Here is a 24,221-nt window from a genome sequence, read left to right as displayed (position 1 = left end):
TGTTATTAGCTTTCCATTTTGATACTTGGTGATAGATGATCATCAACTTTGACAGCATTCGGTTTAGGTTTGACCCAAATGTTGTATGCAATACAAAGTAAGATTAACCACGTAATACCCACATAAATTGCTGGTCGTGAATCAGGGAAATATCCCATCATTGCCAAGATAAACACCATGAATGCAATCGCAAATGTAGGTGCATATGGCCAACCAATCACTGGGAAATCGAGCTCTTTGATTTGAGCAGATGATAATTTACGGCGCATCACAACTTGTGAAAGTAAGATCATCAGCCATACCCAAACTGTGGCAAATGTAGCGATTGAGGCAATGATGATGAACACATTTTCTGGGATCAGATAGTTCAATACCACGCCAATCAACAACACACCTGCCATCACCACAACAGTCATCCAAGGCACCCCATTACGAGAAAGCTTTTGGAAAACTTGTGGCGCTTGACCACGATTTGCCATACCAAACAGCATACGACCTGCACCAAACACATCACTGTTAATGGCAGATACAGCTGCTGTAATCACCACAATATTTAAAATCGTTGCCGCTGAACCAATCCCTAAATTTTCAAAAATTTGTACAAATGGGCTGCCTTGGCTACCAATTTGATTCCACGGGAAAATCGACATTAAGACAAAAATTGTTAGTACATAGAACAATAAGATACGTACTGGAACGGCATTGATCGCTTTAGGAATAGAGGTTTTAGGATCTTGAGATTCACCAGCAGTAATCCCAATGATTTCAATACCACCGAATGCAAACACCACGACTGATAAACACGCAACTAAACCTGCGATACCATTCGGCATAAAACCTTCATGTACCCATAAATTTTGAATACCTGTAGTGAAACCGCTGTGATCCGCATGGAATCCGTAGAACATGAGTCCCAAACCACCTAAAATCATCGCAACAATCGCAGTGACTTTGACAATCGATAACCAAAACTCTAGTTCACCAAATACTTTGACGTGTATAAGATTGATCGCACCTAGGAACATAATCAGCGATAAAATCCAAATCCATCGAGGTACATCGGGATACCAGAATCCCATATAGATCCCGAAAGCAGTGACATCAGCCAAAGCGACAATGATCATTTCAAAAACATAAGTCCAACCCGTAGTAAAACCTGCCAATGGGCCAATGTATTGAGAAGCATATTCACTAAATGAACCAGAAACTGGATTTTGAACAGCCATTTCACCTAATGCACGCATAACGATATAAATTGCAATCCCTGCAACGATATATGCGAGCAAAACTGAAGGGCCTGCCATTTTTATTGCTGTTGCAGAACCGTAAAAAAGTCCCGTTCCAATCGCTGAACCTAAAGCCAAGAAACGGATATGACGGGTGTTTAAACCCCGCTGTAATGTGGAGCTCTGTGACATTATTATCTCCAATCCTTAGGAAATTTAGTTAGATACGACCACTCCTAGTGGTCGTTTTATAGATCACATTTCAGTTAAGCTAGGCTTGGCAGTAGCTTTTCGATCAGTAATTCGTTTAAGCAGCCACTAGCTAACAATCCACTTGCTTGCTCAATATCAGGTGCAAAGAAACGATCTTCACTGTAGTAAGGCACTTGATCACGTAGCACTTTGCGCGCACGTTCAAGTTTAGGAGAACTTTTTAAACCTTCACGGAAATCTAGACCTTGGCATGCACCAAGCCACTCTACCGCTAAAATCCCGCGCACATTATCAGCCATGTACCACAAGCGTTTACCCGCATTTGGTGCCATCGAAACATGATCTTCTTGGTTTGCAGAAGTTGGTAAGCTGTCAACACTTGCTGGATGCGCCAGTGCTTTGTTATCACTTGCCAAAGCTGCAGCTGTCACTTGCGCAATCATAAAGCCTGAATTCACACCACCATTTGCCACCAAAAATGGTGGAAGTTGTGACATATGGCGATCCATCATCATTGAGATACGACGCTCAGATAAAGAACCAATTTCAGCCAAAGCCAAAGCCAAGTTATCCGCTGCCATTGCGACAGGTTCAGCGTGGAAGTTACCACCTGAAATCACATCGCCTTCAGCTGCAAATACCAATGGGTTATCTGATACAGCATTGGCTTCGATTTCCAATACTTCTGCGGCTTGACGAATTTGAGTTAAACAAGCACCCATCACTTGTGGTTGGCAACGTAATGAATAAGGGTCTTGAACTTTGCTACAGTCTTCATGTGAATGTGCAATCTCACTAGACTCAGTAAGTAAGTCACGATAAGCAGCTGCCACATCAATTTGACCACGTTGACCACGGACTGCATGGATACGTGCATCAAATGGCGCTCGTGAACCCAACATTGCCTCTACACTTAAGCCGCCACATACTGTCGCAGCAGCAAAAAGATCTTCTGACTCAAATAGACCACGTAATGCATAAGCAGTGGAAACTTGCGTACCGTTAAGTAATGCCAAGCCTTCTTTTGCAGCAAGTGAAATCGGCTCTAAACCTGCTTTTTTCAAAGCTTCAACCGCAGGCAACCATTCACCTTTGTAACGTGCTTTACTTTCACCAAGTAATACCAAAGACATATGCGCCAAAGGTGCTAAATCACCAGAAGCACCAACAGAACCTTTTAATGGGATATGCGGATAAACTTCTGCATTAATCAATGCAAGAATGGCATCAATCACTTTACGGCGAATACCTGAAAAACCACGCGCCAAGCTATTTGCTTTGAGTAGCATAATTAAACGTACCATCGCATCATCCAATGCTTCACCAACACCAGCTGCATGCGAAAGAACCAAAGAGCGTTGTAATTTTTCTAAATCTTCAGGTGCAATTTTAGTCGATGCAAGTAAACCAAAACCAGTGTTGATACCGTAGGCAGTACGCCCTTCATTTACGATTTTTTCGACGCAAGCGACACTGGCATTGATCGCATCCGATGCGCTGTCATCTAACTTAACTTTGATCGGATTTAAATATGCTTTGCGGAGATCAGCTAGCGTAAGTTTGCCGGGTTGAATAAGAAGTTCCATGTTGGCGTCCTGTTTTGCACTCTATTGTTCTCTTACGATGCTGCTTGCACAATTGCAAAAAGCACCGTAATCGTTATCCATGTATTTTTATTGCGTGATCATTGGCAAGTTCAAACCTTGCTCTTTCGCGCAATCAATCGCGATGTCATAACCTGCATCAGCATGACGCATGACCCCTGTTGCTGGGTCATTGGTGAGTACACGAGCAATACGCGCTGCTGCTTCATCTGTACCATCACATACGATCACAACTCCAGAGTGTTGAGAGAAGCCCATCCCTACACCACCACCGTGATGTAATGACACCCAAGTTGCACCGCCAGCTGTATTTAATAAAGCATTGAGTAATGGCCAATCCGAAACGGCATCTGAACCATCTTGCATTGACTCGGTTTCACGGTTAGGGCTAGCAACCGAACCTGAATCCAAGTGGTCACGACCGATCACGATTGGTGCTGAAAGTTCACCACTACGTACCATTTCATTAAATGCTAAACCTAATTTTGCACGTAATCCTAGACCAACCCAGCAAATACGCGCTGGTAGACCTTGGAAGCTAATACGTTCACGTGCCATATCTAACCAACGATGCAAATGCTCATCATCAGGAATTAACTCTTTTACTTTTGCATCTGTTTTATAGATGTCTTCTGGATCACCTGAAAGTGCAACCCAACGGAATGGACCTACACCGCGACAAAATAATGGGCGAATATAAGCTGGAACAAAGCCTGGGAAATCAAATGCGTTTTCCACGCCTTCTTCTTGTGCCATTTGACGGATGTTGTTGCCATAGTCAAAGGTTGGTACGCCCATTTTTTGGAAATCTAACATTGCTTGAACATGCTTCGCCATAGATTGTTTAGCAGCTTTAACAACTGCTTCAGGCTCAGTTTTAGCACGTTGACGATATTCTTCCCATGTCCAACCAATTGGCAGGTAACCATTCAATGGATCATGTGCGCTGGTTTGATCCGTAACCATATCAGGATGGACACCACGACGAACCAGCTCAGGTAAAATTTCAGCAGCATTGCCATGCAGTGCAATCGAAATCGCCTTGCCTTCTTTAGTATATTTTTCAATACGCGCTAAAGCATCATCTAAATCCGTTGCTTGCTCATCGACATAACGAGTACGTAAACGGAAATCGATACTGGCTTGTTGGCATTCGATATTCAGTGAACATGCACCAGCAAGTGTTGCAGCCAATGGTTGAGCACCGCCCATACCGCCTAAACCAGCAGTAAGTACCCAACGACCCGTTAAATTGCCATTATAATGTTGGCGACCAGCTTCGACGAAAGTTTCGTAAGTTCCTTGAACGATGCCTTGGCTACCAATATAAATCCAAGAACCCGCCGTCATTTGGCCATACATTGCAAGACCTTTGGCATCCAATTCGTTGAAATGCTCCCAGTTCCCCCAATGCGGTACTAAATTCGAGTTTGCAATTAAAACGCGTGGCGCGTCTTTATGCGTTTTAAATACACCAACAGGCTTGCCAGATTGAACCAATAAGGTTTCATCTGTTTCTAAGTTTTTAAGCGTTTCAACAATCTTGTCAAAGCATTCCCAGTTACGTGCAGCACGACCAATCCCACCGTAAACAACAAGCTCTTTCGGATTCTCTGCAACGTCAGGGTCAAGATTATTCATCAACATGCGTAACGGTGCTTCGGTCAACCAGCTTTTCGCATTGAGCTTTGTACCGCGTGGTGCGCGAATTTCTATGTCACGAAATTTTGTTGTCATTGTAGTCACGATCGGACTCCTTCCTTTGAGATTTGAACCGCAAATTAAACTGCTTTTACTGTATAGCAATGTATTAACTTGTATATACATCCATATACTACACAAATCTTTTATCTTGAAAAGATGCATTTCATTCCATTCATAAAAATAAATTTCAAAGCAATGAAATAAAAAGATTTATTTTTTAAATCTCAATAAAAAACCCATACAACTACAAATTGTATGGGTTTCAAAAAAGTAAGGAAAAGTTAAATTTTTGTGAGTTCGATTAGACAAGTTTGCTTTAATTGCTGTTCAGTTAAAACAATACTTTTCAATCGTTTTTCTTGGTCAATCAAGAGACTTTCTTGATGTTTAAGATGGAAGATTTGTTGATCAATTATAATTTCCAATGCTTCAAGACTTTGATTAAAAATGAAAACCAGATCAGCCGAGCTGAAAATCTCAGTTGTTGAAGTTTGAGTAATCCAGTGATAGCGAGCAAGCAATTTTTGCGGATCATAAATCAAATTAAAATCACGGACTGTTCCTGCAATTAACTCACAACTCACGGCACTACTTCCGCTGAATTGCGCGGACTGCAAAGTATTGAGTTGTCTAGCCTCACCGTCAATATGCAACACAAGTCCCTGACCCTCTAGCACCGTCAAGATACGTTGTAGACCAGAAAATTTAGAAAAGTCACCCGATGTTTTGACATCAGCCATCGAAATACGCCAGTCAAATGCGTCTAAGTCATCACCTGCACTTCGGGCAAGCTCAAATGTATAGCCAGCACCATTTTTCCATCGCATCTTTTTATAATGAGTTAAGTCTCGATGCTCAATCATTGGGTAAACTTGCCTTCAAGGTAATAGCGGCTACCCGGATAAATCAATCGTGCACTAGAGATGAGTTGTTTGTGCGACCATGTACGACGACGAATCAACAAACAAGGTTCAGTTTTATTGATCTTTAACCATTTACTTTCTTGAGCAGAAGCCAAAATTGCAGTGACTACATGCTCACCCTCTGTAACAGGCGCTTTTGACATAAGATATGCATTGGGAGTAATCGAAGTAAAATCTTGTGCCAAATATTCAGGAATCAAAACTGGATCGACTAAACGATCCTCTATTTGCACAGGCACATCATTTTCATAATGCACAATGATTGAATGGAATAACTTTTGTCCCTCTCGTATTTGCATCAAAACACTTTGTTCAGTATTCGCTTGAATTTGCTCTAAAATCAATACCTCTGCATGATGCTTATGATTACGCGCGATAATTTCTTCAGCAATATTATTCACATGAAATAAAGCAGTTCGTCCTTGCCCTTCGGCAACAAAAGAACCTACGCCTTGGATGCGTACAAGTAAGCCTTCACTGGTGAGTTCACGTAACGCACGATTGACTGTCATACGACTACAACCCAGTAACTTTACCAATTCACTTTCAGAAGGAATCTTTTTATTTACCGTCCACGTTCCTTCGTAGATCTTCTGTGAAATCATTTGTTTCACACGTAAATACAAAGGAACAGGACTGTCTTCAGCTAAAGACAAGTCCAGATCAGTCTGCTTGGAAGCTGTTGACATCGACTAAAACTCATACAAAAATACCCGAAGTCATTGTAAATGAATTTTTGAATATTTGTATATACAAGCTTATACAAATAAGTCATCTGGATTGTCTGTTAAATCGCGAATCTTTCTTTAATGAAAGATCGATTAATACGAATAAATAAACACTTTTGATGCGAATTAAAATGATTTCTATAAAGTAGATGATTGATCGTTAAACCCTATAGCGTTTACTTAGCCCCCATTCAGCCAAAATACGACGATACATTGTTGATGAGCGATCGGCTTCAAAATGTGCTTCCATACTAATATCTAAAGGCAACTCTTCAGGCTTCTGAGCTTCCACCATTTCTTGATCTTCAGCAAAAATCTGTGCATTAAAATCATAGACGGCTTGTAAATCCCCTGTCGTATCAAAATTACGGGTCAAAGGCACAAATAAACGTGTTTTGTTGTGCGACATCGGGCAACAAGCATTTAAAATTTTTAATACACCATCATTTGGGAAATGAATCGTCAGCACTGCTGAAAACGGCGGATACACGTCAAAAATACGCTCCCATAAAAAATTATCGGGTGCGAGATGCTGCATCCCATGTGGATAATTACTCACATTACTGACATATTCAGTGTGTAAACCATAATCGGTACGTTCTGTCGAATATTTCGGAACAACTGGATTTTCACGGTCTGCAAAAGCTTCATGATGCACCCATGCAAAATGCGCCACATCAATAAAACCCTCTAATTGACGACCACTTGAACCCGCAATATCAACATAAGGTGGCAAAATCGCTTGATGCTGATCACTCTCCCACGTTTCTAGTGCTGGGAAATTCGCAGCGCTTTCATCTCGACCTAAAATGCTCGTCCACACCAAGCCATATTTTATAACGACAGGAAACTTGGTTAGGGTGAAACGATCTGAAATTTTTGTCAGATCAGGTTGCGCAGGAATCTTGGTACATTTGCCTTCTTCATTGAAATGTAGCCCATGATAGGGACAAATTATCGTTTCCCCATTCACCCATCCTTTACTTAATGGCACACCTCGATGTGGGCAAATGTCTCGAATTAAATGAATAGTTCCTGACTCAGTTTTATAAATTGCCATATTCAGATCAAGCAGTGTGACTTGCTGAGGCTTCGTGGTCACATCTTCAACACGCGCAACAGGATACCAATGTTGCGCCAAGATTTGCCAATCTTGATCATCAAATTGGCTATGGCATGGCTTATTTGGCAGGTTAATCAGAGGAATCGCATTCATGTTGTGCTCACACTATTTTTTCTGTAGATCATTGATCTCTTTGTCTAAAAATAGTTTGGGGGATATCTTATTTTTCGTCTATTAGAATGATCTCAATGAAGCATTCTAAAAACTAGAACAGATCGGCACTAAAATTGCTTTTCTCTCCGCAATGCTTTTATCTAAAGAGAATGTGCAATGGCATTACCATTTTCACGTTTTGCTGAATATTTTATTGCGGTCGCTAAAACAGGAAGTCTGCGAAAAGCTGCCGATCAACTTTATATTTCAGTTTCAGCGGTACACAGACAAATTGTTCTTGCGGAAGAAGAGCTTGGCGTTGCATTATTTGAACGGCTGCCAAATGGTTTAAAACTCACATTAGCTGGTGAGCTTCTCTATGCTGATTTACGCAGTTGGCAAAAAGATTTTCAAATGACACAAAAGCGTTTGAATGAAATTCAGGGGCTACAGCGTGGCACAATTGAGTTTGGAATGATTTCTGCTTTAAGTGAAAGCTTTGTGACGCAAGTCATTCAATCCATACATCAACAATATGCATGGATCAATTTCAATATCCGCATTTTGGATAGCGATCACGTGGCTGAAATGGTGATAAATGCCGAACTTGATTTTGGATTAATCCTAAATCCTAAACATCAACACCAATTACATGTGAATGCTTTTATTGAAATGCCACTTGGGATTGTCATGTCCAAACAACATCCTCTCGCTACAAAAGAGCACATCTATTTTTCAGATACACTTGAATCTAATCACATTATTCCAGCTGCACCTTTAATTATCCATGATCATGTCACTGCTTTATATAAGAAACATGACTTTAATCCAAGACATCAAATTGAATGTAATGATATTCGGATGATGATTTCTTTACTCAAGCAAAACTTGGGGATTAGCATCATGAGTTATCTTGATGTTTACCCATTTATAGAAAGTGGCGAGTTTGAGTTTAGAACAATTAAAGAAAATGGATTGCACCCCATCACCCTTGCATTATGTGTTGCACCAAAACGACAACTTTCAAGAATTTCTCAAATCATGATGAATCAAATCATTGAAGAAATGGAGGCACTAAAATCGGGCATGATGAAATATTCCACTTGAATAAAGCAAGATATTCGCACCAAATTAAATCAAATAAGCATATGATTTAAATAAATTTATTATTTGACACCAAAATAGATCATCGAGTAATTTGATGTGAAGTTTCACGTACTATGAATCATCAGGCATCCACATGACTATCTCAGAAAAATCGCCTCATCTCACTGCTCAATACCCTCGGGATATGCTCGGATATGCCAATCACCCTCCTCATGCGCAGTGGCCAAATCAAGCTAAAATTGCGGTTCAATTTGTTTTAAATTATGAAGAAGGCGGTGAAAAACATATTCTGCATGGTGATGATGGCTCAGAGCAGTTCCTCTCTGAAATTAGCGGGGCTGATAGTTATCCTGCTCGTCATCTTTCGATGGATTCCATCTACGAGTATGGTTCACGTGTCGGGTTTTGGCGAATTCAACAGGAGTTTACTAAACGTCATTTACCGATGACGATTTTTGCCGTTGCGATGGCATTACAACGAAATCCTTTAGTGGTTGAAGCAATCAAACAAAATCACTATGACGTTGTTTCTCATGGCTTGCGTTGGATTCATTATCAAAATATCGATGTTGAAACAGAGAAAGCGCACATGGCTGAGGCGATGCAAATTTTAAGAGATTTATTCGGTGAGTATCCGACAGGTTGGTACACAGGTCGCGATAGTCCCAATACACGTCAGCTGTTAGCTGATTATGATCATGTGCAATATGACAGTGACTATTACGGCGATGACCTACCTTTTTGGTCATCATTGACGAAAGAGAATGGCGAAACTCGTCCGCATCTTATTATTCCTTATACCCTTGATACCAATGATATGAAGTTCGCTTCTCCAACAGGTTTTAATCGGAGTGAGGATTTTTTTGAATATTTAAAAGATGCTTTTGATGTGTTGTATACAGAAGGCGCAACATCCCCAAAAATGTTATCGATTGGGATGCATTGCCGTATTTTAGGTCGTCCTGCGCGTTTTAAGGCATTGCAACGCTTTTTGGATTATGTTCAAAGCCATGATCAGGTTTGGATATGTACGCGTCAGCAAATTGCAGAACATTGGTATAAATATCATCCTTATCAAGCTTAGATTTATTAAAGCGACACTCAGTGTCGCTTATGCGACTTAAAAAATTTATCTAAATAAACATCCGTTTTAAGATACTCCTTTATATAAAGGAGATGATCAGGATGAAAGTACAATATTTTGCAGCGAGTAGCCTAGACGGATTTATTGCTACTGAAAATGATTCTTTAGAATGGTTATTTACTTTAGGTGAACTGGATAACTCAAGTTATCCGTCATTTATTAAAAATGTTGGTGCTTTAGTGATGGGATCAGCAACTTATGAATGGATATTAAATAATTCTGAAGAGGTTGCTGCTGAAACAGGTTCATCTTGGCCTTATACTCAGCCAGCTTGGGTGTTTTCCAGTCGTGAACTACCCTTAATTGAAGGGGCAAATATCCATTTTGTGCAAGGAGACATCACTCCCGTTTATGCTGAAATACAATCCATAATCGGAGACAAGAATATCTGGATTGTAGGTGGTGGAGAATTGGCTGGACAGTTCTACGATGCAAATTTACTTGATGAACTCATTATACAAATTGGTTCAGTTACCCTTGCACAAGGTAAGCCCTTATTTCCCCGCAGAGTGTTTGCCCCGACACTTAAATTGATCTCTGTCCATCAAATGGGTGAAGGCATGGTTGAACTGCATTATACCGTTGAGCGTAGTACAACGATTTGAGGGGTAGAATTTTGAACCCCTTTAAACAGCCTGTTTTACCTACAATGTAGATCGCACTAGTCAATCGAAGAACACACCTCAATCCAATCTAAATAACCCATTTTGTTAAATAAAATGGGTTGTTCGGAAGATTTTTCCAATTTTTTAGCTGATACAATTTTATGACCTGATTGCAAATTGATGAAATGCGTTTATACGACATTTCTTAATACCCAAATGGAAAATAACTAAACACGATAAAACTGAAATTTAAATCCGTACCATTATTTAATGATAAGTAATGATGATTTTTGGAGATTTGAATCATGAAATATGACGATGCTTCTTTACAATGAATTAGAGGTGTTTAGTGTCTTTATATCAAAAAGAAAAATATTGGTATGGTATAAATCGAGACGATTTGCGTTTAGAGATCATTCGTTATAGCCGCCTAAATGGCTATGAAACAAAAGAATTTGCATCAAGTTTTTGTAGATATGGAAACCATATTTTCTATTTAGAAAGTGATGAAAATGAAGGAGTTGCTAGGCGGATCTGTACTCAATGTCACCACTCACATTTAATGGGAGATAGTGCTAAATATATTGAGGATGCTGAGCTAGAAGAACATATTTGTATTTGTGACAATCAACAATTTGAACTGGAATCTGCAGTTGCACTTTATGATGGATCAAATGATGTCCGCTGGTACTACATAGGCTGTCGCTGTGCAATTTGCTCACTTATTGGTGTATTTGCAGATTGGAAATGTGAAGGCGGAAATACAACCGAATTTTTAGCTAAAATATAGACACTCTGATTTTAACTCTTGGATAGTTACTATTTAAGAAAAAGTACTATCCAATTTCATAAGGTAATCCATTATTTTAGCTTAGGCTATTTTCGCCATTTCCACACTCCTCTGTTGCAAGAGTTTTACTGCATCCTTAGCTTGTGCAGCCAATTCCATCATATCTAAATCAGGAATTTGATCATTTTCCATCACCATTTTCCCTGCGATAAACATTGCTTGGATATGTGCCCGACCACTACTTGCAACAGGGCCAATTGCCATATCATGCAAGCCAAAATAACGAGGATCATCTAAACGATACAGCACTAAATCAGCTTGTTGACCTACTTCAATCGTACCCACTTGATCTAAGCCTAAGATTTTAGCGCCTCCAACTGTGCCCCAACGTACAATATCTTCAATAGTCGCAGCATCAGCCCCGCCTTCAAATTGCCCACCCTCGTACTGTGGGACAGCCAACATCCCTTTTCGAGCACGTTGCAATAACCAAGCTGCATGTGTTTCTGACAACATATCAGCAGCCTCATTTGATGCTGCTCCATCAACACCTATCGAAATGGTCATGCCAGCCTTTTCTAAAGTCACTAAATCAGCAATACCACTGCCCAAACGCGCATTACTTTGTGGGCAATGTGCAATACCTGTATGGGTTTGCCCCAAGATTTGAATTTCTTCTGGTAATAGCTTCACGAGATGCGCAAACCAAACATCATCTCCCACCCAATCATTTTCGGCACAATATTGCACAGGCGTCATGTTAAATTTGGCTTTTGCCGCATCCAGATAATCTACCGTTTCAGATAAATGACTATGCATTCGGATACCTAGTTGACGCGCGATCTTGGCACTTTCCCGAAACTGTTGCGCTGTTGTTGAGTGCAAAGTTGATGTCGGCGCCATCACAATTTTACGAAAAGCATGACTATTTGGTTGATGATATAAATGCACTAAGCGCTCAATATCCGCCATATAGTCATCGAACTTTTCAGGGCGCAACGCCTGTGGTAATTCACTTTCTAAACCTCGCGTGAGTGTTGCACCACCTCGACACAACACAAAACGCATGCCCAACTTATCTGCTTCATCAAATAAGATCGCAGCGCCATCAAACGGCATTTTTGGCCAATATAAATAGTGATGATCGGCAACTGTTGCACAGCCCGAACGTAATAATTCAATTAAGCCAATACGAACTGCAACTCTAAATGTTTCTTCATCAAATGCACCACGAAAACGATATGGGGTGCTGGCAAGCCAAACTGTTAAGCTTTGATTTAAGCCTTGCGGCTCACCTTTCAGTAAAGATTGAAACAAATGATGGTGTGTATTGACCCACGCTGGATAAATAACGCAATCTTTTGCACTCACCACCTGTTCATGTGGTTGTTGCCTAAGCTGACCTATTTCCTTAATTTTACCATCTTGAATACGAATATCAGTAGCAGAAGACCGCGCGGCATTCGCTGATAAACCTGTCAAAATCGCATGGGCATTTTTAATTAAATAACTGTTGTTCATCATACTTGTTCACTCTCATGCCATTTATTTAAGAAAATCCGACTCAACAAAGACATCGCGACAAATAATCCTAGACCTGTACAAGTAATTAAAAATAAAGCGGCAAACATTAATGGTAAATCTAACTGGAAACCCGCTTGTAGGATTTGATACGCCAAGCCAGCACTAGTACCACCTGCTCCTGCAACAAACTCAGATACCACTGCACCGATCAAAGCCAAACCACAGGAAATTCGTAAACCACCAAAGAAATAAGGCAATGCATTTGGTACTCGTAAGCGCATTAAAATTTGCCAACGGCTTGCTTTATTAATCTGAAATAAATTAAGCAAGCCTTTATTTACGCTGCGTAACCCGAGAGTTGTATTGGTTAAAATTGGAAAAATTGCCACTAACATGGCGCACACAACCAAAGCCAAAGTTGTATTTTGAATCCAAATAATTACCAATGGCGCAATTGCAACAATCGGCGTAACCTGAAATAAAATTGCATACGGCATAAAACATGCCTCAAGCACACGACTTTGTACAAATACGAAAGCAACCAAAGTTCCAATGATGACTGCACACGCAAACGCCAACATCGTAATTTTCAAAGTGACCCATAAACTACCAAATAGCAAACCAGATTGATTGATCATGCTCATTGCAATGTCACTCGGTTTCGGCACGATATAAACAGGAATATTCATCTGTTGAAAACTCAGTTGCCAAACTAGAAGTAGCAACAAACCTAAACTCAGTGGCGCAGCAATACGCTGGATCGCAGGATTTTGCAATAAAGGTTTAATCATGATCATGCCCTCCACTTGCTTCGGCTAATAATTCAGAAAGATGAGAGCATTGTTTGATAAAGCCTTCAGAGGTTCTAAAAGATTCATCGCGTTGATACGGTCCATCAACAGGTAGATCTGCAACCACTCGCCCTGGGCGTGCACCCATCACAATCACACGTGAAGACAAATAAACTGCTTCATAAATACTATGGGTAACGAACACGACCGTTAGATCACGCTCTGACCAAAGTTTGCGAATGTCACTATCTAATTTATGCCGCGTAAACTCATCTAAAGCGCCAAAGGGTTCATCCATCAGTAATAAATCAGGTTCTGTAACCAATGCTCTTGCAAGTGAAGCACGCATTTGCATACCGCCAGATAGTTCTCTTGGATAGGCTTTGGCAAATTTATCCAAACCTACAGCTTTTAAAGCTTCGTGGACTTTTGGCGTACTTTCTGACTTGGCAACATGCCTTAAATCCAAAGGTAAACGTACATTATCTTCAATATTTGACCACGGCATTAAAGTGGCTTCCTGAAATACCATTGCCATTTTGCATTGTGACTGAATATCAGCCTTGCCGTTCCAACGCACATGACCCGCCGAAGGCTGCTCAAGGTCAGCAAACATTTTCAATAATGTACTTTTGCCACACCCCGATGGTCCAAGCAAAGAGACAATTTCACCACGCGCAATATTGAGGTCTAAACGTTGTAATGCATGTGTGCCATTTGGATAAGTTTTTTCTACGCCTCTGACCATAATCATTGGCGTTACGAAATTTGATGATTCTTTGACTGGAATATCAACAGATAAAGCTGAATTCATATGGTTTCCCCTTCGTGCAAATGCCCTATTTTCTTAACCGATTCAAAACAGCTTATTTCTTCGCAGTATTAACGAACTGTGTTGTATAAGCCAATTTCCAATTGGTTTTGGCATTGAGTAAACCTGCACCCACCATAAAGTCACGTGTTGCTTTCCAACGGGCATCGGTCATCACACCAACACTCATTTTTTTTGCATCGCCACCGTCAATTAAATTGCGTTTACGCATTTGATCTACAGCAAAAGCCAGTAGCTCATCATTCATATTTGGATTTTCTTTTTTAATTACTGCATTTCCTAATTTCGGATCTGCTAAATAATTTTTCCAACCCTCCATCGAGGCTTGAACAAAACGGCGAAGCACATCTGGCTTTGCTTGAATCACATCATTGCGTGTAACCAAAATACCGCCATAAGCAGGATAACCAGCATCGGCAAATAAGAAGAAATTACTTGAAGGTTCAGCTTTTTTCGCTTGTAACACTTCTGAAGTCGCATAGGCTTGTTGCACAACATTTTTCCCTGCAAGGAATGGCTGCATGTTAAATGTATACGGACGTGCTTGAGCTGCATTTAAATGATATTTACCTTTCAACCAAGGCCACCAGCTTGCTTGACCGCTCGTCGAGACAAGAATCGTTTTTCCTTTTAGATCTGCTAAAGATTTAACATCGCTATGTGTGAGTATGCCTTGTGGATCAAATTGAAATGGTGCAGCAATCGCTTTGATTGGAAAATTGCTTTCAATTCCTTTAAGAACTTGTAAATCGTAATTAATAATAATGTCTGCACGTTTTGAGAGTAATAAAGTCATATTGTTGACTTGTGGCCCGCCGATTTTAATATCGACATCTAGACCATATTTTTTATAAATCCCTTGTGCTAAAGCTTGATAGTAACCACCTTGTTCAGCTTGTGCATACCATGTGGTTTGTAGAACCAATTTATCGGCAGCTTGAGTAAATGAACTGAATAATAATGCGCTTGCAATGACAGTTAATCGTCCTTTGCCTACATAGTGCTGAATTTTCATAAGTAAGACCCCTAAATATGTATGAACTCATTTCGCTATTCTTTTAGGGGAATCAAAACCAAATGTATAAAAGCACACAGATTCTCTCAAAGCCAAATAATGACTTTGTCCCCAAAAGAGGAACAGCTAACGCTGTAGAGCAATGTCCCATGTGTAATACACACTAACCGCTTATACTCACTTATGATTTAGCAAACACCATGCCAGTATTTATTTAATAGATATTTTTCATATAGATAGATTAACAGACTAGATTGCATATTGATGTTAGCTATTCATTCTTCACTAACATCTGCGCTTTATTCTGAATTATTTTAGATAAAAAAATAAAATGCACCATTTTAAGTCCATACCATGCGCAAAAAAGAATCAAATATTAAATTAGCCACCAAACCTATTGATTTATTTTTAGCTAAACAGTCGAAAATCTAAGACTTTTTATATAGCAATCTCGTTCATGACTTATTTATAAACATTGGTATAGAAAATGCTTATATAGATTTGTCAGAGTAGAAGCGTTCAGCATATATCTAAAAATATATGTGGGTCATTGCTCAGAAATAAGCTCACTTTCTATTGATTTAGAAAGTGTTGCTCTTTTTTGAAAAAATGACCCAGTCGCCTTTCATTCAATTTGATTGGGTCATGGTCTATCCAAAAATTGAGGTGAAATATGAATACAAACATGACCAACTTAGCTGAAGAAAATAACTACAGCCTCGAAGAACTTCAGAAAGAATCTCGCATGGGCGCTTTAGGTCAAGAAACATTTGAACGTGAAGTTCGCGTGATTGATTTATCTGACTTTGAACAACGTAAGTATGACATAGCAGATCAGCTCTGGTCAGCCGCAACAGATATTGGTTTTTTTCAAGTTTCAAATCATGGCATTGATTTAGATCAAATCAAAAATGCCTTTGAAATGACTGAAAACTTTTTCAATCTTCCTGAACACATCAAAGCACAATACCCATTGAACCGTAATGCGGGCTGGGAAAGTAAAGCGCAAATTCGACCATCCACCAGTACACCTGATCAAAAAGAATCTTATCAAATCACTCGCCCACGTATGGCTGGCTTATATCCAAGCGAACAAGAATTACCGACATTTAAAGCAACCATGCTAGAGTTTGAGAAATCTTGCTGGCAAGTCGGTATGAAAATATTATCTTGCTTCGCCTACAAACTTGGCTTTGCAGATAATTTCTTTGCGCTTGCACATGATCCAGACCAAGAAACATATCAAAGTACTCTGCGGATGTTGCACTACTATGCAATCGATCCAGCCATTAAAGATCAACTTGGTTTATGGCGTGCAGGTGCACACACTGATTTTGATTGCTTAACTTTATTGTTCCAGCGCAAAGGTCAAGGCGGCTTGCAAGTCTGTCCTGGTAAAGATATGGAACAACAACAATGGACCTGCATTGAACCAAGAGACGATGTGATTACCTGTAATATTGGCGATATGCTGATGCGTTGGAGCGATGATCAATTGCCATCTAATTTCCATCGTGTCAAAAATCCTGAAGCCCATGAATATCAGGGTGCACGATATAGTTTGGCATTTTTTTGTCAAGCCAATGAAGATGTTGTGATTGAAAGCCCTAAAAAGAAATACCCAGCGATCACGGCTAAGGAATATTTAAAACAAAGAATTAGTGCAAATTTTGAAGGGAAATACTGAGTAAATTTGCGGTCAGAGACTCACTATCTCTGACTGCAGCTGTTGTTCAATAATCCAACATGACTGAACCAAATGGTGCACATCACAATTTTTGCCCTCACCGATACGATCCACCACTAAAAAATCACTTTTGGCTTCTAAAGTAATGAGTGGATGATGCCAAACCCCTTGATGATAATTCACACCTTGCCGACCATTGGATAAAAAGGCATAAATCTGTTGTTCATCAGGTCGTGTTTCATCAAATGGTAATGCCACCACAATCACAAATTTCTGTTGTTGTAATGGGATAAACGACTGTGAACCATAAGGATGACGCTCCAACATATCAATTTTGAATGGAATCTCTGTTGCAGATAAATTATGGAAAACACTTATACCGACAGCAACATTGTCACCAGACACTTGTGTAATAGACAATGCATGATAGCGCTCTGTCAAACCTTGATTAATTGGAAAAAAATCATGGTTTTCTTTTTCAATCACATCACCAAAAGCTGCGAAGTTGGCTTGAGTTAATGGCTGAATCTGGATACTTTTCTTCATAGATTGATTTTCACTTTAATACCTTGAATTTAATTTAAAAGTTATCTAATTATTGGAAAATGATTAGCAGAGTCATTCTGAGTTATCATCAAATCTCAGGATAAACCTGCGGTTCGCCCTACCTTACGAAACGTTGTTTCTCATTTCGGGAAAAGTAGGCAAAACCATTTGTTAGACTGACATTACGTCCATGTAATGCAGTCCAACGGGTGGCATCCATGCCGCCTACGCGATAGTAAATAAATACCTAAATTTCATATCTAATACTACTTAATAATTTTTCCCCATAAACGAATGCGACTAATCCCACCATCAGGAATCATATTTACACGGATATAATTCACTTTTTGATGCTGTAAAACTTCTGCAAGATATTCATGAATTGCATCCATGGATAAAGGTTGCTGCTCCAATAAAAAAGACCAAAACATACTTTGAGGAATCAATTGCGCATCGGTTGCATCCTTAACATACGCAGCTTGGATTGAACAAAATGCAGGATAATTTCCTTTAAAATAAGCGGTATCAACTTCAATTTTTTCAACATGACCTGCCTGCCCTAAAGCAATAATGCACCAATCAAATCCAGGTTCACGGCGACGCTTGGTTTCCCATCCATCACCCATATTGATGCCACGATCAGGACTTAATAAGTTATTGGGATGACCAAAATGTGCATCACTATAGGCAACGATTCGCCCACCATTTTTCAATCCAATTAGATCCATTTGCTGAATCGTATCTACATGCTCTAAAACAACATTTCCATAGACACGTAAACGGGCAATTCCCCCGTCTGGAAAAATATTGATACGGATATGCGTAATCTTTTGAGGATGACACTCAAAAAAATGATGATGATCAGGTGACAATACTGAGTTTTCTAATAATGAAATCCACTCCACCTGATCGAGTTGCTCATCAGGTGCATAACATCCTTCAATTGACGCCGATGCAGGATAATTTCCTGTGAAAAATGAAGTATCAATGTCAAAACCAGAGACTGTTCCAGTAACTCCTAAACGGACAACACACCAGTCATAGCCTGCTTCGCGTTTACGTCGGGTTTCCCAACCATCCATCCATTTACCATTGTCATCATATTTACCTTCGATGAATTTGGCTGGTTCAGTTTGAAGCATTCTTTTGGCTTCTGCGAAAAAATCATCTGAACAAGACACAATGGTTGCACCAATTCGGGTATCAGCCAAATTCGTTAAACCCTGTAAATGATCTGGTAAAGTTACTGTTTTCGCTATATGCACCGTCATTGATCAATCCTAAATATTTTTACTTCAATTCAATTATGCAAAATCCAGTCCAACTGGTCTGACCTGTTATAAAAATATTCCTAATTTTTAATTGAGTCACTAAAAAAATCGTAATTTTTGTGTAGAATCAAACTGTTTATTATTTTTGGATGCGTCGCCAATGAACCCACAAGCTGTGCTCAATGGAAAATCATCTCAGGTGACTGAGCAAGCTGTGGAAGTGATTCATCAACGCATTCAACAAGGCAGCTATGCGATTGGATCAGCCTTGCCCTCGCAACGTGATTTAGCGGCACAACTCGGCATAAGCCGCGCCTCTTTACGTGAAGCCCTGACTCGTCTTGCAGCCTTAGGTCTCTTAGAAATCAAAGCAGGTAAAGGCGTTTATGTCATCTCACAACATAGCCAAGCGGCTGAACAATGGGATGGAGAACATCGAGTTTCATTAAAAGACTTTTATCAATTACGCTATGTACTTGAAGGCTTTTGTGCCCTACTTGCATGTGAATATTTAACTGAACAAGATAAAACAATATTGCAGCAATATTATGAAAATCTAGCACATGCAATCAAAGAACAGGACTGGCAAGCCGCTTCTGAATTTGACTATGCGTTTCATCAACATGTGATCGAGTTGAGTCACAATCAATCTATTATTCAAACTCTTAAAATGCATACTGAATGGATTAAAAAGAGTCAAATTCTTCCATTTGTTCAACCAAACTTAGCATTCAAGACCATTCAAGAACATGATTTGATATTGCAAGCACTTTTCCAACAAGACGCACCTGCTGCTGAAAAAGCCATGCGCGCACATATTATTGGTGCTGCACAAAGAGCTGGTGTTTATTTTTCTCGACATGATAGCTAAACGTACGCAAATTAACTTTGAATATGTCTAACCGATAAGATCAGTACAAGTTGCACCACTTTATTTCACGTTCTGAACAATGATATTGCGCCTCACCCTATCTTGCATTTTAATGATGCAAAACAACTGGTACGACCAGTAAAACCAGTTTATAAAATTGGCACGCTTCTCGCTTAATACTCCTTAGAAATTTTTGATGTATTGATAAAATATTTAAGGTCTTAAAAATGAATATTGCGATTGTTGGTGCAGGTATGGGCGGTTTAACGGCTGGTATCGCTTTAAAAAAGTTTGGTCATCAAGTCACGATCTACGAACAAGCTGCTGAGATTCTACCTGTTGGAGCTGCGATTTCACTTTGGTCAAATGGTGTAAAGTGCCTTAACTATTTAGGGCTGACTGATCAGATTCAAGCATTGGGCGGAGATATGCAATCTCTTGCCTATGTTGATGGACTGAATCAGCACACCATGACTCAATTCAGCTTAACTCCACTCTATAAAGAAGTTGGGCAACGAGCCTATCCTGTTGCTCGTGCTGATTTACAACAATTATTGATGCAGCAATTTGGTCTGGAAGATATCAAACTCGGTATGAAAATGATGGCAATTGAAGATCATGCTAATCATGTCTGTTTGCATTTTCACGATGGTTCTCAAGTCCAAGCTGATCTTTTAATTGGTGCAGATGGCACACATTCAATTACACGTAAATTTGTTCTTGGCTATCAAGTGGAACGCCGCTACGCAGGCTATGTAAACTGGAATGGTTTGGTTGAAATTAATGAGGCTATTGCACCAGCACAACAATGGACAACTTATGTAGGTGAAGGAAAACGTGTATCTCTCATGCCTGTCGCGGAAAATCGATTCTATTTCTTCTTTGATGTACCCATAGAGGTCGGTTTACCTAACCAACGTGATCAATATAAAACTGAATTAAAAGAGCATTTTCAAGACTGGTGTGCACCTGTGCATCAATTGATTGATTGCTTAGATGAGCAAAGAACCAATCGTGTCGAAATTCATGACATTGAACCTTTTATGAATTTTTATAAAGGTCGCGTGGTGTTATTAGGCGATGCGGCGCACAGTACCACCCCTGATATAGGTCAAGGTGGTTGCCAAGCGATGGAAGATGCGATCTACTTGGCACGCGCTTTGCAGATAAATACTTTCGGATTGGATGATGCGCTTGAGCGTTATCAAAATAAACGTAATGATCGCACCAAAGAAATGGTACTACGTGCGCGTAAACGTTGCGATGTAACACATATGAAAGATCAAAAAGTGACTGAAGAATGGTATCAATCACTCTATACAGAACAAGGATCACACATCATGCAAGGAATTATTAGCAATATTGTTGGAAATCCTTTAGATTGATAGCTACAAGTTTTAACTCCCCCCTTCAATGGGGGTTTTTTTTGTCTAAATATTTTAGATAGCTGATTTATTCATAATTTCGATCTAATTTTTGAAAATAAAAAAGCCTATCTCAGATATAGATAGGCTCTTGTGATTTCAGAAAAAATTAAAACTTATAGCTCAATGTAAAGCGGTTTTGTAAAAAGTCTTTTTCATAACGTGGTGAAGTTTGGATACCAAAGAAATTACTCACACTGAAACCTTTTAAAGCACCTGTAAAATTATAGATCCCGAAAATCATATATTCAGATTGATTTCGACTTGCTACATTCTCTTTTTCTTTCAAATCCATAAATGAATAACGTGCCCCTGCAATCACTTGATCAGTCACTTTACCTTCAAGTGAAAGCATAAAAGCATTTCCTGCACCAAGATCTTGTGTGCTGGTAAAAAATGGTTGTGCGAAGATTTCCCCTGAAGAAGTTTTGGTTGCGTACGGCGTTAATAAAGCTCCATTTAAATAACTTTCGCTATCTGGTTTGATATAGTTATAGGCCACTTTCAAACTCGCTTTAGGCAATACTTTCAACGCAGCTTGTGCACCAAAAATTTGACTATTCACCTCACCAGGCAATGCTTTGCCTTGATCTTTCCCTGAAATATATTGCACAGAAAACTCTGGCGAATAATTTAATTTGGGAAAAGATAAATCGGCTTGAGTATAGATCAAACGCGTGTAATCATCATAATCTTGATACCAAAGCTGCGCCTTTAATTTTTTATCACTGGCTAAATCAAAACTTTTACCCAAACCAAATGACCATAAACCATCTGTTTCGATATTTGAGTTTTGACGAGATGTCTTGGTAAATTCATCTTCGCCATAGCTTTTGTATTTATTCACCTTAGTTAGACGTAAAAAGTCAGTATTATTGCCGACCTGAACATCTGCGGCTTGGTATAAATACATCAAAACACGACGGTCTGCATAATCTCCCATAAACGGTAAATTCAAACGTTGATTACCAATGGTGACTCGCGCAAGATCATTTTTCCAAGTCAAATATGCTTCAGCTAAACCATCACGATCTTCTTTTAACTCGTCAACTTCATCATTTTGATTTTTATCATCTAAACGACGTTGTAAGTCATAACCAACCGCTGCTTGTACACCGAGAAATGGCGCTGTTTCATATCGAACATAACCACCAATGGTGACCGTATCTTGGTTCAAATTATCAACAAAATAACCATTATTTAACGAGTAATAGGTCGATTTCACCACACCATGTAGCGTTCCACATCCCAACATTTCTTGTACGGATTGCACTGAATTATCTTGGACTTTACAGTCCTGCCCTAAATTAAAGAGTCCATTTAAGCTGGTATCCGCAGCCCAAACCTGATTCATACTCCCCATTGCAATCAGCAAAGTTACAGATTTCAAAGTAAAATTTTTCATAAAGTTCCCCGAATGATGCATTTAAAAATCAACTCAATCCATTTTTTAAGTTGTCAAAACCCCAACTTTTAACTTTTTTGAAGTCAAAAGCTCCCCAAGACCTATTCAAAATTGAATAAGCGATTTTTAAATAGTTGATGATTAAAATTAAAAACGTTGCTTGTTAAAAACTGAGGTCATTAAGGTTGAAATTAATGACCTGAATTTACAGGTAGTGTTGCAACTTCCGAAGACTTCTTGGTAAACGGTAAGTGGTTAAACACAATATTTAAGAAAATTGCGGTGAGGCAAGCGGAGCTAATACCTGAATGAAGAAGTGTTTGTACCCAAATCGGAAACTGTGCATAGAACTCATGATTTACGATTGGAATCATCCCGATAGCCAACGAAGTCGCTACAATAATTAAGTTCTTGTGATCGTTATAATCAACTTTCGCCAAAGTACGGATACCGCTCGCCGCCACTGTGCCAAATAACACGATTCCCGCGCCCCCTAGTACTGGCATTGGTATCGAAGCCACTAAACGACCTACGATTGGCAATAATCCCAACACGATTAAGATTCCACCCGCAGTTGCAACTACAAAACGACTTTTGATGCCTGTAATCGCAACCAGCCCTACATTTTGGGCAAATGCGGTTTGCATAAATGAACCAAAGATCGGTGAAACTGCACTCGACAACATATCTGCACGCAGACCATCACCGATACGTTTTGAATCAACTTTAGTGCCCACGATCTCTCCGATCGCAATAATATCCGCTGTTGTTTCCGTCATGATGACTAAAGTCACGATGGTCATAGATAGAATTGCAGAGAATTCAAAAACTGGAGAAGCAAAATGGAAAAAGCTAGGTAAAGCAAAAATAGAACCTGATGCAACTTTTGAAAAATCTGCAAAGCCAGCGAAATAAGCCAGAATCGTACCCAATACGATAGCAATTAAAATTGCCAGTCGACGTAGAATTTGACTGCGTAACATACTAAAGATGATCACGATTGCCAAAGTCATAACAGCAAGTCCGACATTTGCTGGATCGCCCCAGTTTTCTGCCTTTGGATTTCCCCCCATAATCCAACGAATCGCTACAGGTGTAAGCGATATACCGATCATGGTAATCACACAACCCGTCACGACTGGCGGAAAGAATCGAATGATTTTGGCAAAAAAAGGAGTTAGAAATAATCCGATAATCGAAGCCACAATGACTGCACCAAATGCAGATGGTAGCCCACCACCAGTACTGACAATGGCAAGAATCGTGGCAACCCCTGCAAACGAGACACCTTGCACAATGGGTAATTTCGCCCCGAAATGTTTAAAACCAATGGTTTGTAAAACTGTGGCAATTCCCCCGACGAACAGTGCTGCAGCAACTAATAATGCGATTTCCGAACCGTCTAAACCTGCGGCTGCACCAATAATCAGTGGTGGAGCGATAATTCCGCCATACATGGTCAGCACATGTTGCAAACCATAGATGATATTTTTGTTCATCCCCAAATATTGATGTTCTGCTGAAACATCCATATCGACATCACTGTGCACTTTGTCTTGATGCATGAAGTTATTCCTCAAATAAGATTAATCATG

Annotated in this window: 21 protein-coding genes; 7 read left to right on the top strand and 14 right to left on the bottom strand. The window is 39.7% G+C overall.

Annotated features, from left to right (window positions below; genetic code table 11):
• Positions 1-5 precede the first annotated feature (5 nt).
• The 6 genes from ACF8D3_RS08605 to ACF8D3_RS08580 all read right to left on the bottom strand — a co-directional run bounded on the left by ACF8D3_RS08605 (position 6) and on the right by ACF8D3_RS08580 (position 7,614).
• The gene (locus ACF8D3_RS08605) at positions 6-1,418 is read right to left on the bottom strand and encodes an amino acid permease (protein WP_392471115.1); all 1,413 of its coding nucleotides are present in this window, start codon (positions 1,416-1,418) and stop codon (positions 6-8) included.
• A gap of 74 nt (positions 1,419-1,492) precedes the next feature.
• Entirely contained in the window at positions 1,493-3,025 is a 1,533-nt protein-coding gene (hutH, locus tag ACF8D3_RS08600) for a histidine ammonia-lyase (protein WP_392471114.1), read from the bottom strand.
• 87 nt (positions 3,026-3,112) lie between these two features.
• The gene (gene hutU, locus ACF8D3_RS08595) at positions 3,113-4,780 is read right to left on the bottom strand and encodes a urocanate hydratase (RefSeq protein ID WP_019384744.1); all 1,668 of its coding nucleotides are present in this window, start codon (positions 4,778-4,780) and stop codon (positions 3,113-3,115) included.
• A 248-nt stretch (positions 4,781-5,028) separates the two neighbouring features.
• Positions 5,029-5,610: a HutD family protein gene (locus ACF8D3_RS08590; RefSeq protein ID WP_278394410.1), complete on the bottom strand. Its 582-nt coding sequence runs from the start codon at positions 5,608-5,610 to the stop codon at positions 5,029-5,031.
• Complete coding sequence (gene hutC, locus ACF8D3_RS08585) at positions 5,607-6,359, bottom strand: histidine utilization repressor (RefSeq protein WP_392471113.1); 753 nt, start codon at positions 6,357-6,359, stop codon at positions 5,607-5,609. The genes ACF8D3_RS08590 and hutC overlap by 4 nt, the downstream gene beginning before the upstream one ends.
• Before the next feature lie 199 nt (positions 6,360-6,558).
• Positions 6,559-7,614 carry a Rieske 2Fe-2S domain-containing protein gene (locus ACF8D3_RS08580; RefSeq protein WP_392471112.1) on the bottom strand — a complete coding sequence of 352 codons (1,056 nt, stop codon included), beginning with the start codon at positions 7,612-7,614 and terminating at the stop codon, positions 6,559-6,561.
• A gap of 177 nt (positions 7,615-7,791) precedes the next feature.
• On the opposite strand from ACF8D3_RS08580, the gene ACF8D3_RS08575 reads away from it, so the two are divergent.
• From ACF8D3_RS08575 to ACF8D3_RS08560, 4 genes are all read left to right on the top strand, one after another.
• Positions 7,792-8,721, top strand: coding sequence for a LysR family transcriptional regulator (locus ACF8D3_RS08575; RefSeq protein ID WP_392471109.1), 930 nt, complete (start codon positions 7,792-7,794; stop codon positions 8,719-8,721).
• A 133-nt stretch (positions 8,722-8,854) separates the two neighbouring features.
• The gene (puuE, locus tag ACF8D3_RS08570; RefSeq protein ID WP_392471108.1) at positions 8,855-9,805 is read left to right on the top strand and encodes an allantoinase PuuE; all 951 of its coding nucleotides are present in this window, start codon (positions 8,855-8,857) and stop codon (positions 9,803-9,805) included.
• A 101-nt stretch (positions 9,806-9,906) separates the two neighbouring features.
• Positions 9,907-10,470 carry a dihydrofolate reductase family protein gene (locus ACF8D3_RS08565; RefSeq protein WP_123774884.1) on the top strand — a complete coding sequence of 188 codons (564 nt, stop codon included), beginning with the start codon at positions 9,907-9,909 and terminating at the stop codon, positions 10,468-10,470.
• 349 nt (positions 10,471-10,819) lie between these two features.
• Entirely contained in the window at positions 10,820-11,260 is a 441-nt protein-coding gene (locus tag ACF8D3_RS08560) for a hypothetical protein (protein ID WP_392471107.1), read from the top strand.
• A gap of 81 nt (positions 11,261-11,341) precedes the next feature.
• Here the strand turns inward: ACF8D3_RS08560 and ACF8D3_RS08555 are convergent, their stop codons facing one another.
• The 4 genes from ACF8D3_RS08555 to ACF8D3_RS08540 are packed head-to-tail and all read right to left on the bottom strand — an operon-like array spanning position 11,342 to position 15,422.
• Entirely contained in the window at positions 11,342-12,784 is a 1,443-nt protein-coding gene (locus tag ACF8D3_RS08555) for an amidohydrolase family protein (RefSeq protein WP_392471106.1), read from the bottom strand.
• Entirely contained in the window at positions 12,781-13,575 is a 795-nt protein-coding gene (locus ACF8D3_RS08550) for an ABC transporter permease (RefSeq protein ID WP_192412396.1), read from the bottom strand. The genes ACF8D3_RS08555 and ACF8D3_RS08550 overlap by 4 nt, the downstream gene beginning before the upstream one ends.
• Complete coding sequence (locus ACF8D3_RS08545; RefSeq protein WP_392471105.1) at positions 13,568-14,389, bottom strand: ABC transporter ATP-binding protein; 822 nt, start codon at positions 14,387-14,389, stop codon at positions 13,568-13,570. The genes ACF8D3_RS08550 and ACF8D3_RS08545 overlap by 8 nt, the downstream gene beginning before the upstream one ends.
• A 52-nt stretch (positions 14,390-14,441) precedes the next feature.
• Positions 14,442-15,422, bottom strand: a complete 981-nt coding sequence (locus tag ACF8D3_RS08540) for an ABC transporter substrate-binding protein (protein ID WP_392471104.1) — start codon at positions 15,420-15,422, stop codon at positions 14,442-14,444.
• Positions 15,423-16,095: 673 nt separating this feature from the next.
• On the opposite strand from ACF8D3_RS08540, the gene ACF8D3_RS08535 reads away from it, so the two are divergent.
• Entirely contained in the window at positions 16,096-17,109 is a 1,014-nt protein-coding gene (locus ACF8D3_RS08535) for an isopenicillin N synthase family dioxygenase (protein WP_392471103.1), read from the top strand.
• A 12-nt stretch (positions 17,110-17,121) separates the two neighbouring features.
• On the opposite strand, the gene ACF8D3_RS08530 is transcribed toward ACF8D3_RS08535, so the two are convergent.
• Positions 17,122-17,655 carry an ureidoglycolate lyase gene (locus ACF8D3_RS08530; protein WP_392471102.1) on the bottom strand — a complete coding sequence of 178 codons (534 nt, stop codon included), beginning with the start codon at positions 17,653-17,655 and terminating at the stop codon, positions 17,122-17,124.
• A gap of 266 nt (positions 17,656-17,921) precedes the next feature.
• Complete coding sequence (alc, locus tag ACF8D3_RS08525) at positions 17,922-18,926, bottom strand: allantoicase (RefSeq protein WP_392471100.1); 1,005 nt, start codon at positions 18,924-18,926, stop codon at positions 17,922-17,924.
• A gap of 160 nt (positions 18,927-19,086) precedes the next feature.
• Here alc and ACF8D3_RS08520 point away from each other — a divergent pair, with 160 nt between their 5' ends.
• Both ACF8D3_RS08520 and hpxO read left to right on the top strand, forming a co-directional pair.
• Complete coding sequence (locus tag ACF8D3_RS08520; protein ID WP_061519317.1) at positions 19,087-19,797, top strand: FadR/GntR family transcriptional regulator; 711 nt, start codon at positions 19,087-19,089, stop codon at positions 19,795-19,797.
• A 227-nt stretch (positions 19,798-20,024) separates the two neighbouring features.
• Positions 20,025-21,182 carry an FAD-dependent urate hydroxylase HpxO gene (gene hpxO / locus ACF8D3_RS08515; RefSeq protein WP_392471098.1) on the top strand — a complete coding sequence of 386 codons (1,158 nt, stop codon included), beginning with the start codon at positions 20,025-20,027 and terminating at the stop codon, positions 21,180-21,182.
• A 148-nt stretch (positions 21,183-21,330) separates the two neighbouring features.
• Here the strand turns inward: hpxO and ACF8D3_RS08510 are convergent, their stop codons facing one another.
• Both ACF8D3_RS08510 and ACF8D3_RS08505 read right to left on the bottom strand, forming a co-directional pair.
• Positions 21,331-22,626 (bottom strand): hypothetical protein, encoded by a 1,296-nt coding sequence (locus ACF8D3_RS08510; RefSeq protein WP_061392297.1) that lies wholly within the window; start codon positions 22,624-22,626, stop codon positions 21,331-21,333.
• A 191-nt stretch (positions 22,627-22,817) separates the two neighbouring features.
• Positions 22,818-24,191, bottom strand: a complete 1,374-nt coding sequence (locus tag ACF8D3_RS08505) for a nucleobase:cation symporter-2 family protein (RefSeq protein WP_392471095.1) — start codon at positions 24,189-24,191, stop codon at positions 22,818-22,820.
• Between the last annotated feature and the right edge of the window lie 30 nt (positions 24,192-24,221).

Source organism: Acinetobacter sp. YQ_14, from assembly GCF_043102985.1.
GTDB classification, from domain to species: domain Bacteria; phylum Pseudomonadota; class Gammaproteobacteria; order Pseudomonadales; family Moraxellaceae; genus Acinetobacter; species Acinetobacter venetianus.
The sequence above is the reverse complement of the archived record's forward strand: the minus strand, read 5'-3'. Positions and strand labels throughout refer to the sequence as shown.

Bases quoted from the DNA above. Each gene is read 5' to 3' on its own strand.
- ACF8D3_RS08605 (WP_392471115.1), bottom strand. From the start codon at position 1,418: ATGTCACAGAGCTCCACATTACAGCGGGGTTTAAACACCCGTCATATC.
- hutH (WP_392471114.1), bottom strand. From the start codon at position 3,025: ATGGAACTTCTTATTCAACCCGGCAAACTTACGCTAGCTGATCTCCGC.
- hutU (WP_019384744.1), bottom strand. From the start codon at position 4,780: ATGACAACAAAATTTCGTGACATAGAAATTCGCGCACCACGCGGTACA.
- ACF8D3_RS08590 (WP_278394410.1), bottom strand. From the start codon at position 5,610: ATGATTGAGCATCGAGACTTAACTCATTATAAAAAGATGCGATGGAAA.
- hutC (WP_392471113.1), bottom strand. From the start codon at position 6,359: ATGTCAACAGCTTCCAAGCAGACTGATCTGGACTTGTCTTTAGCTGAA.
- ACF8D3_RS08580 (WP_392471112.1), bottom strand. From the start codon at position 7,614: ATGAATGCGATTCCTCTGATTAACCTGCCAAATAAGCCATGCCATAGC.
- ACF8D3_RS08575 (WP_392471109.1), top strand. From the start codon at position 7,792: ATGGCATTACCATTTTCACGTTTTGCTGAATATTTTATTGCGGTCGCT.
- puuE (WP_392471108.1), top strand. From the start codon at position 8,855: ATGACTATCTCAGAAAAATCGCCTCATCTCACTGCTCAATACCCTCGG.
- ACF8D3_RS08565 (WP_123774884.1), top strand. From the start codon at position 9,907: ATGAAAGTACAATATTTTGCAGCGAGTAGCCTAGACGGATTTATTGCT.
- ACF8D3_RS08555 (WP_392471106.1), bottom strand. From the start codon at position 12,784: ATGATGAACAACAGTTATTTAATTAAAAATGCCCATGCGATTTTGACA.
- ACF8D3_RS08550 (WP_192412396.1), bottom strand. From the start codon at position 13,575: ATGATTAAACCTTTATTGCAAAATCCTGCGATCCAGCGTATTGCTGCG.
- ACF8D3_RS08545 (WP_392471105.1), bottom strand. From the start codon at position 14,389: ATGAATTCAGCTTTATCTGTTGATATTCCAGTCAAAGAATCATCAAAT.
- ACF8D3_RS08540 (WP_392471104.1), bottom strand. From the start codon at position 15,422: ATGAAAATTCAGCACTATGTAGGCAAAGGACGATTAACTGTCATTGCA.
- ACF8D3_RS08535 (WP_392471103.1), top strand. From the start codon at position 16,096: ATGAATACAAACATGACCAACTTAGCTGAAGAAAATAACTACAGCCTC.
- ACF8D3_RS08530 (WP_392471102.1), bottom strand. From the start codon at position 17,655: ATGAAGAAAAGTATCCAGATTCAGCCATTAACTCAAGCCAACTTCGCA.
- alc (WP_392471100.1), bottom strand. From the start codon at position 18,926: ATGACGGTGCATATAGCGAAAACAGTAACTTTACCAGATCATTTACAG.
- ACF8D3_RS08520 (WP_061519317.1), top strand. From the start codon at position 19,087: ATGAACCCACAAGCTGTGCTCAATGGAAAATCATCTCAGGTGACTGAG.
- hpxO (WP_392471098.1), top strand. From the start codon at position 20,025: ATGAATATTGCGATTGTTGGTGCAGGTATGGGCGGTTTAACGGCTGGT.
- ACF8D3_RS08510 (WP_061392297.1), bottom strand. From the start codon at position 22,626: ATGAAAAATTTTACTTTGAAATCTGTAACTTTGCTGATTGCAATGGGG.
- ACF8D3_RS08505 (WP_392471095.1), bottom strand. From the start codon at position 24,191: ATGCATCAAGACAAAGTGCACAGTGATGTCGATATGGATGTTTCAGCA.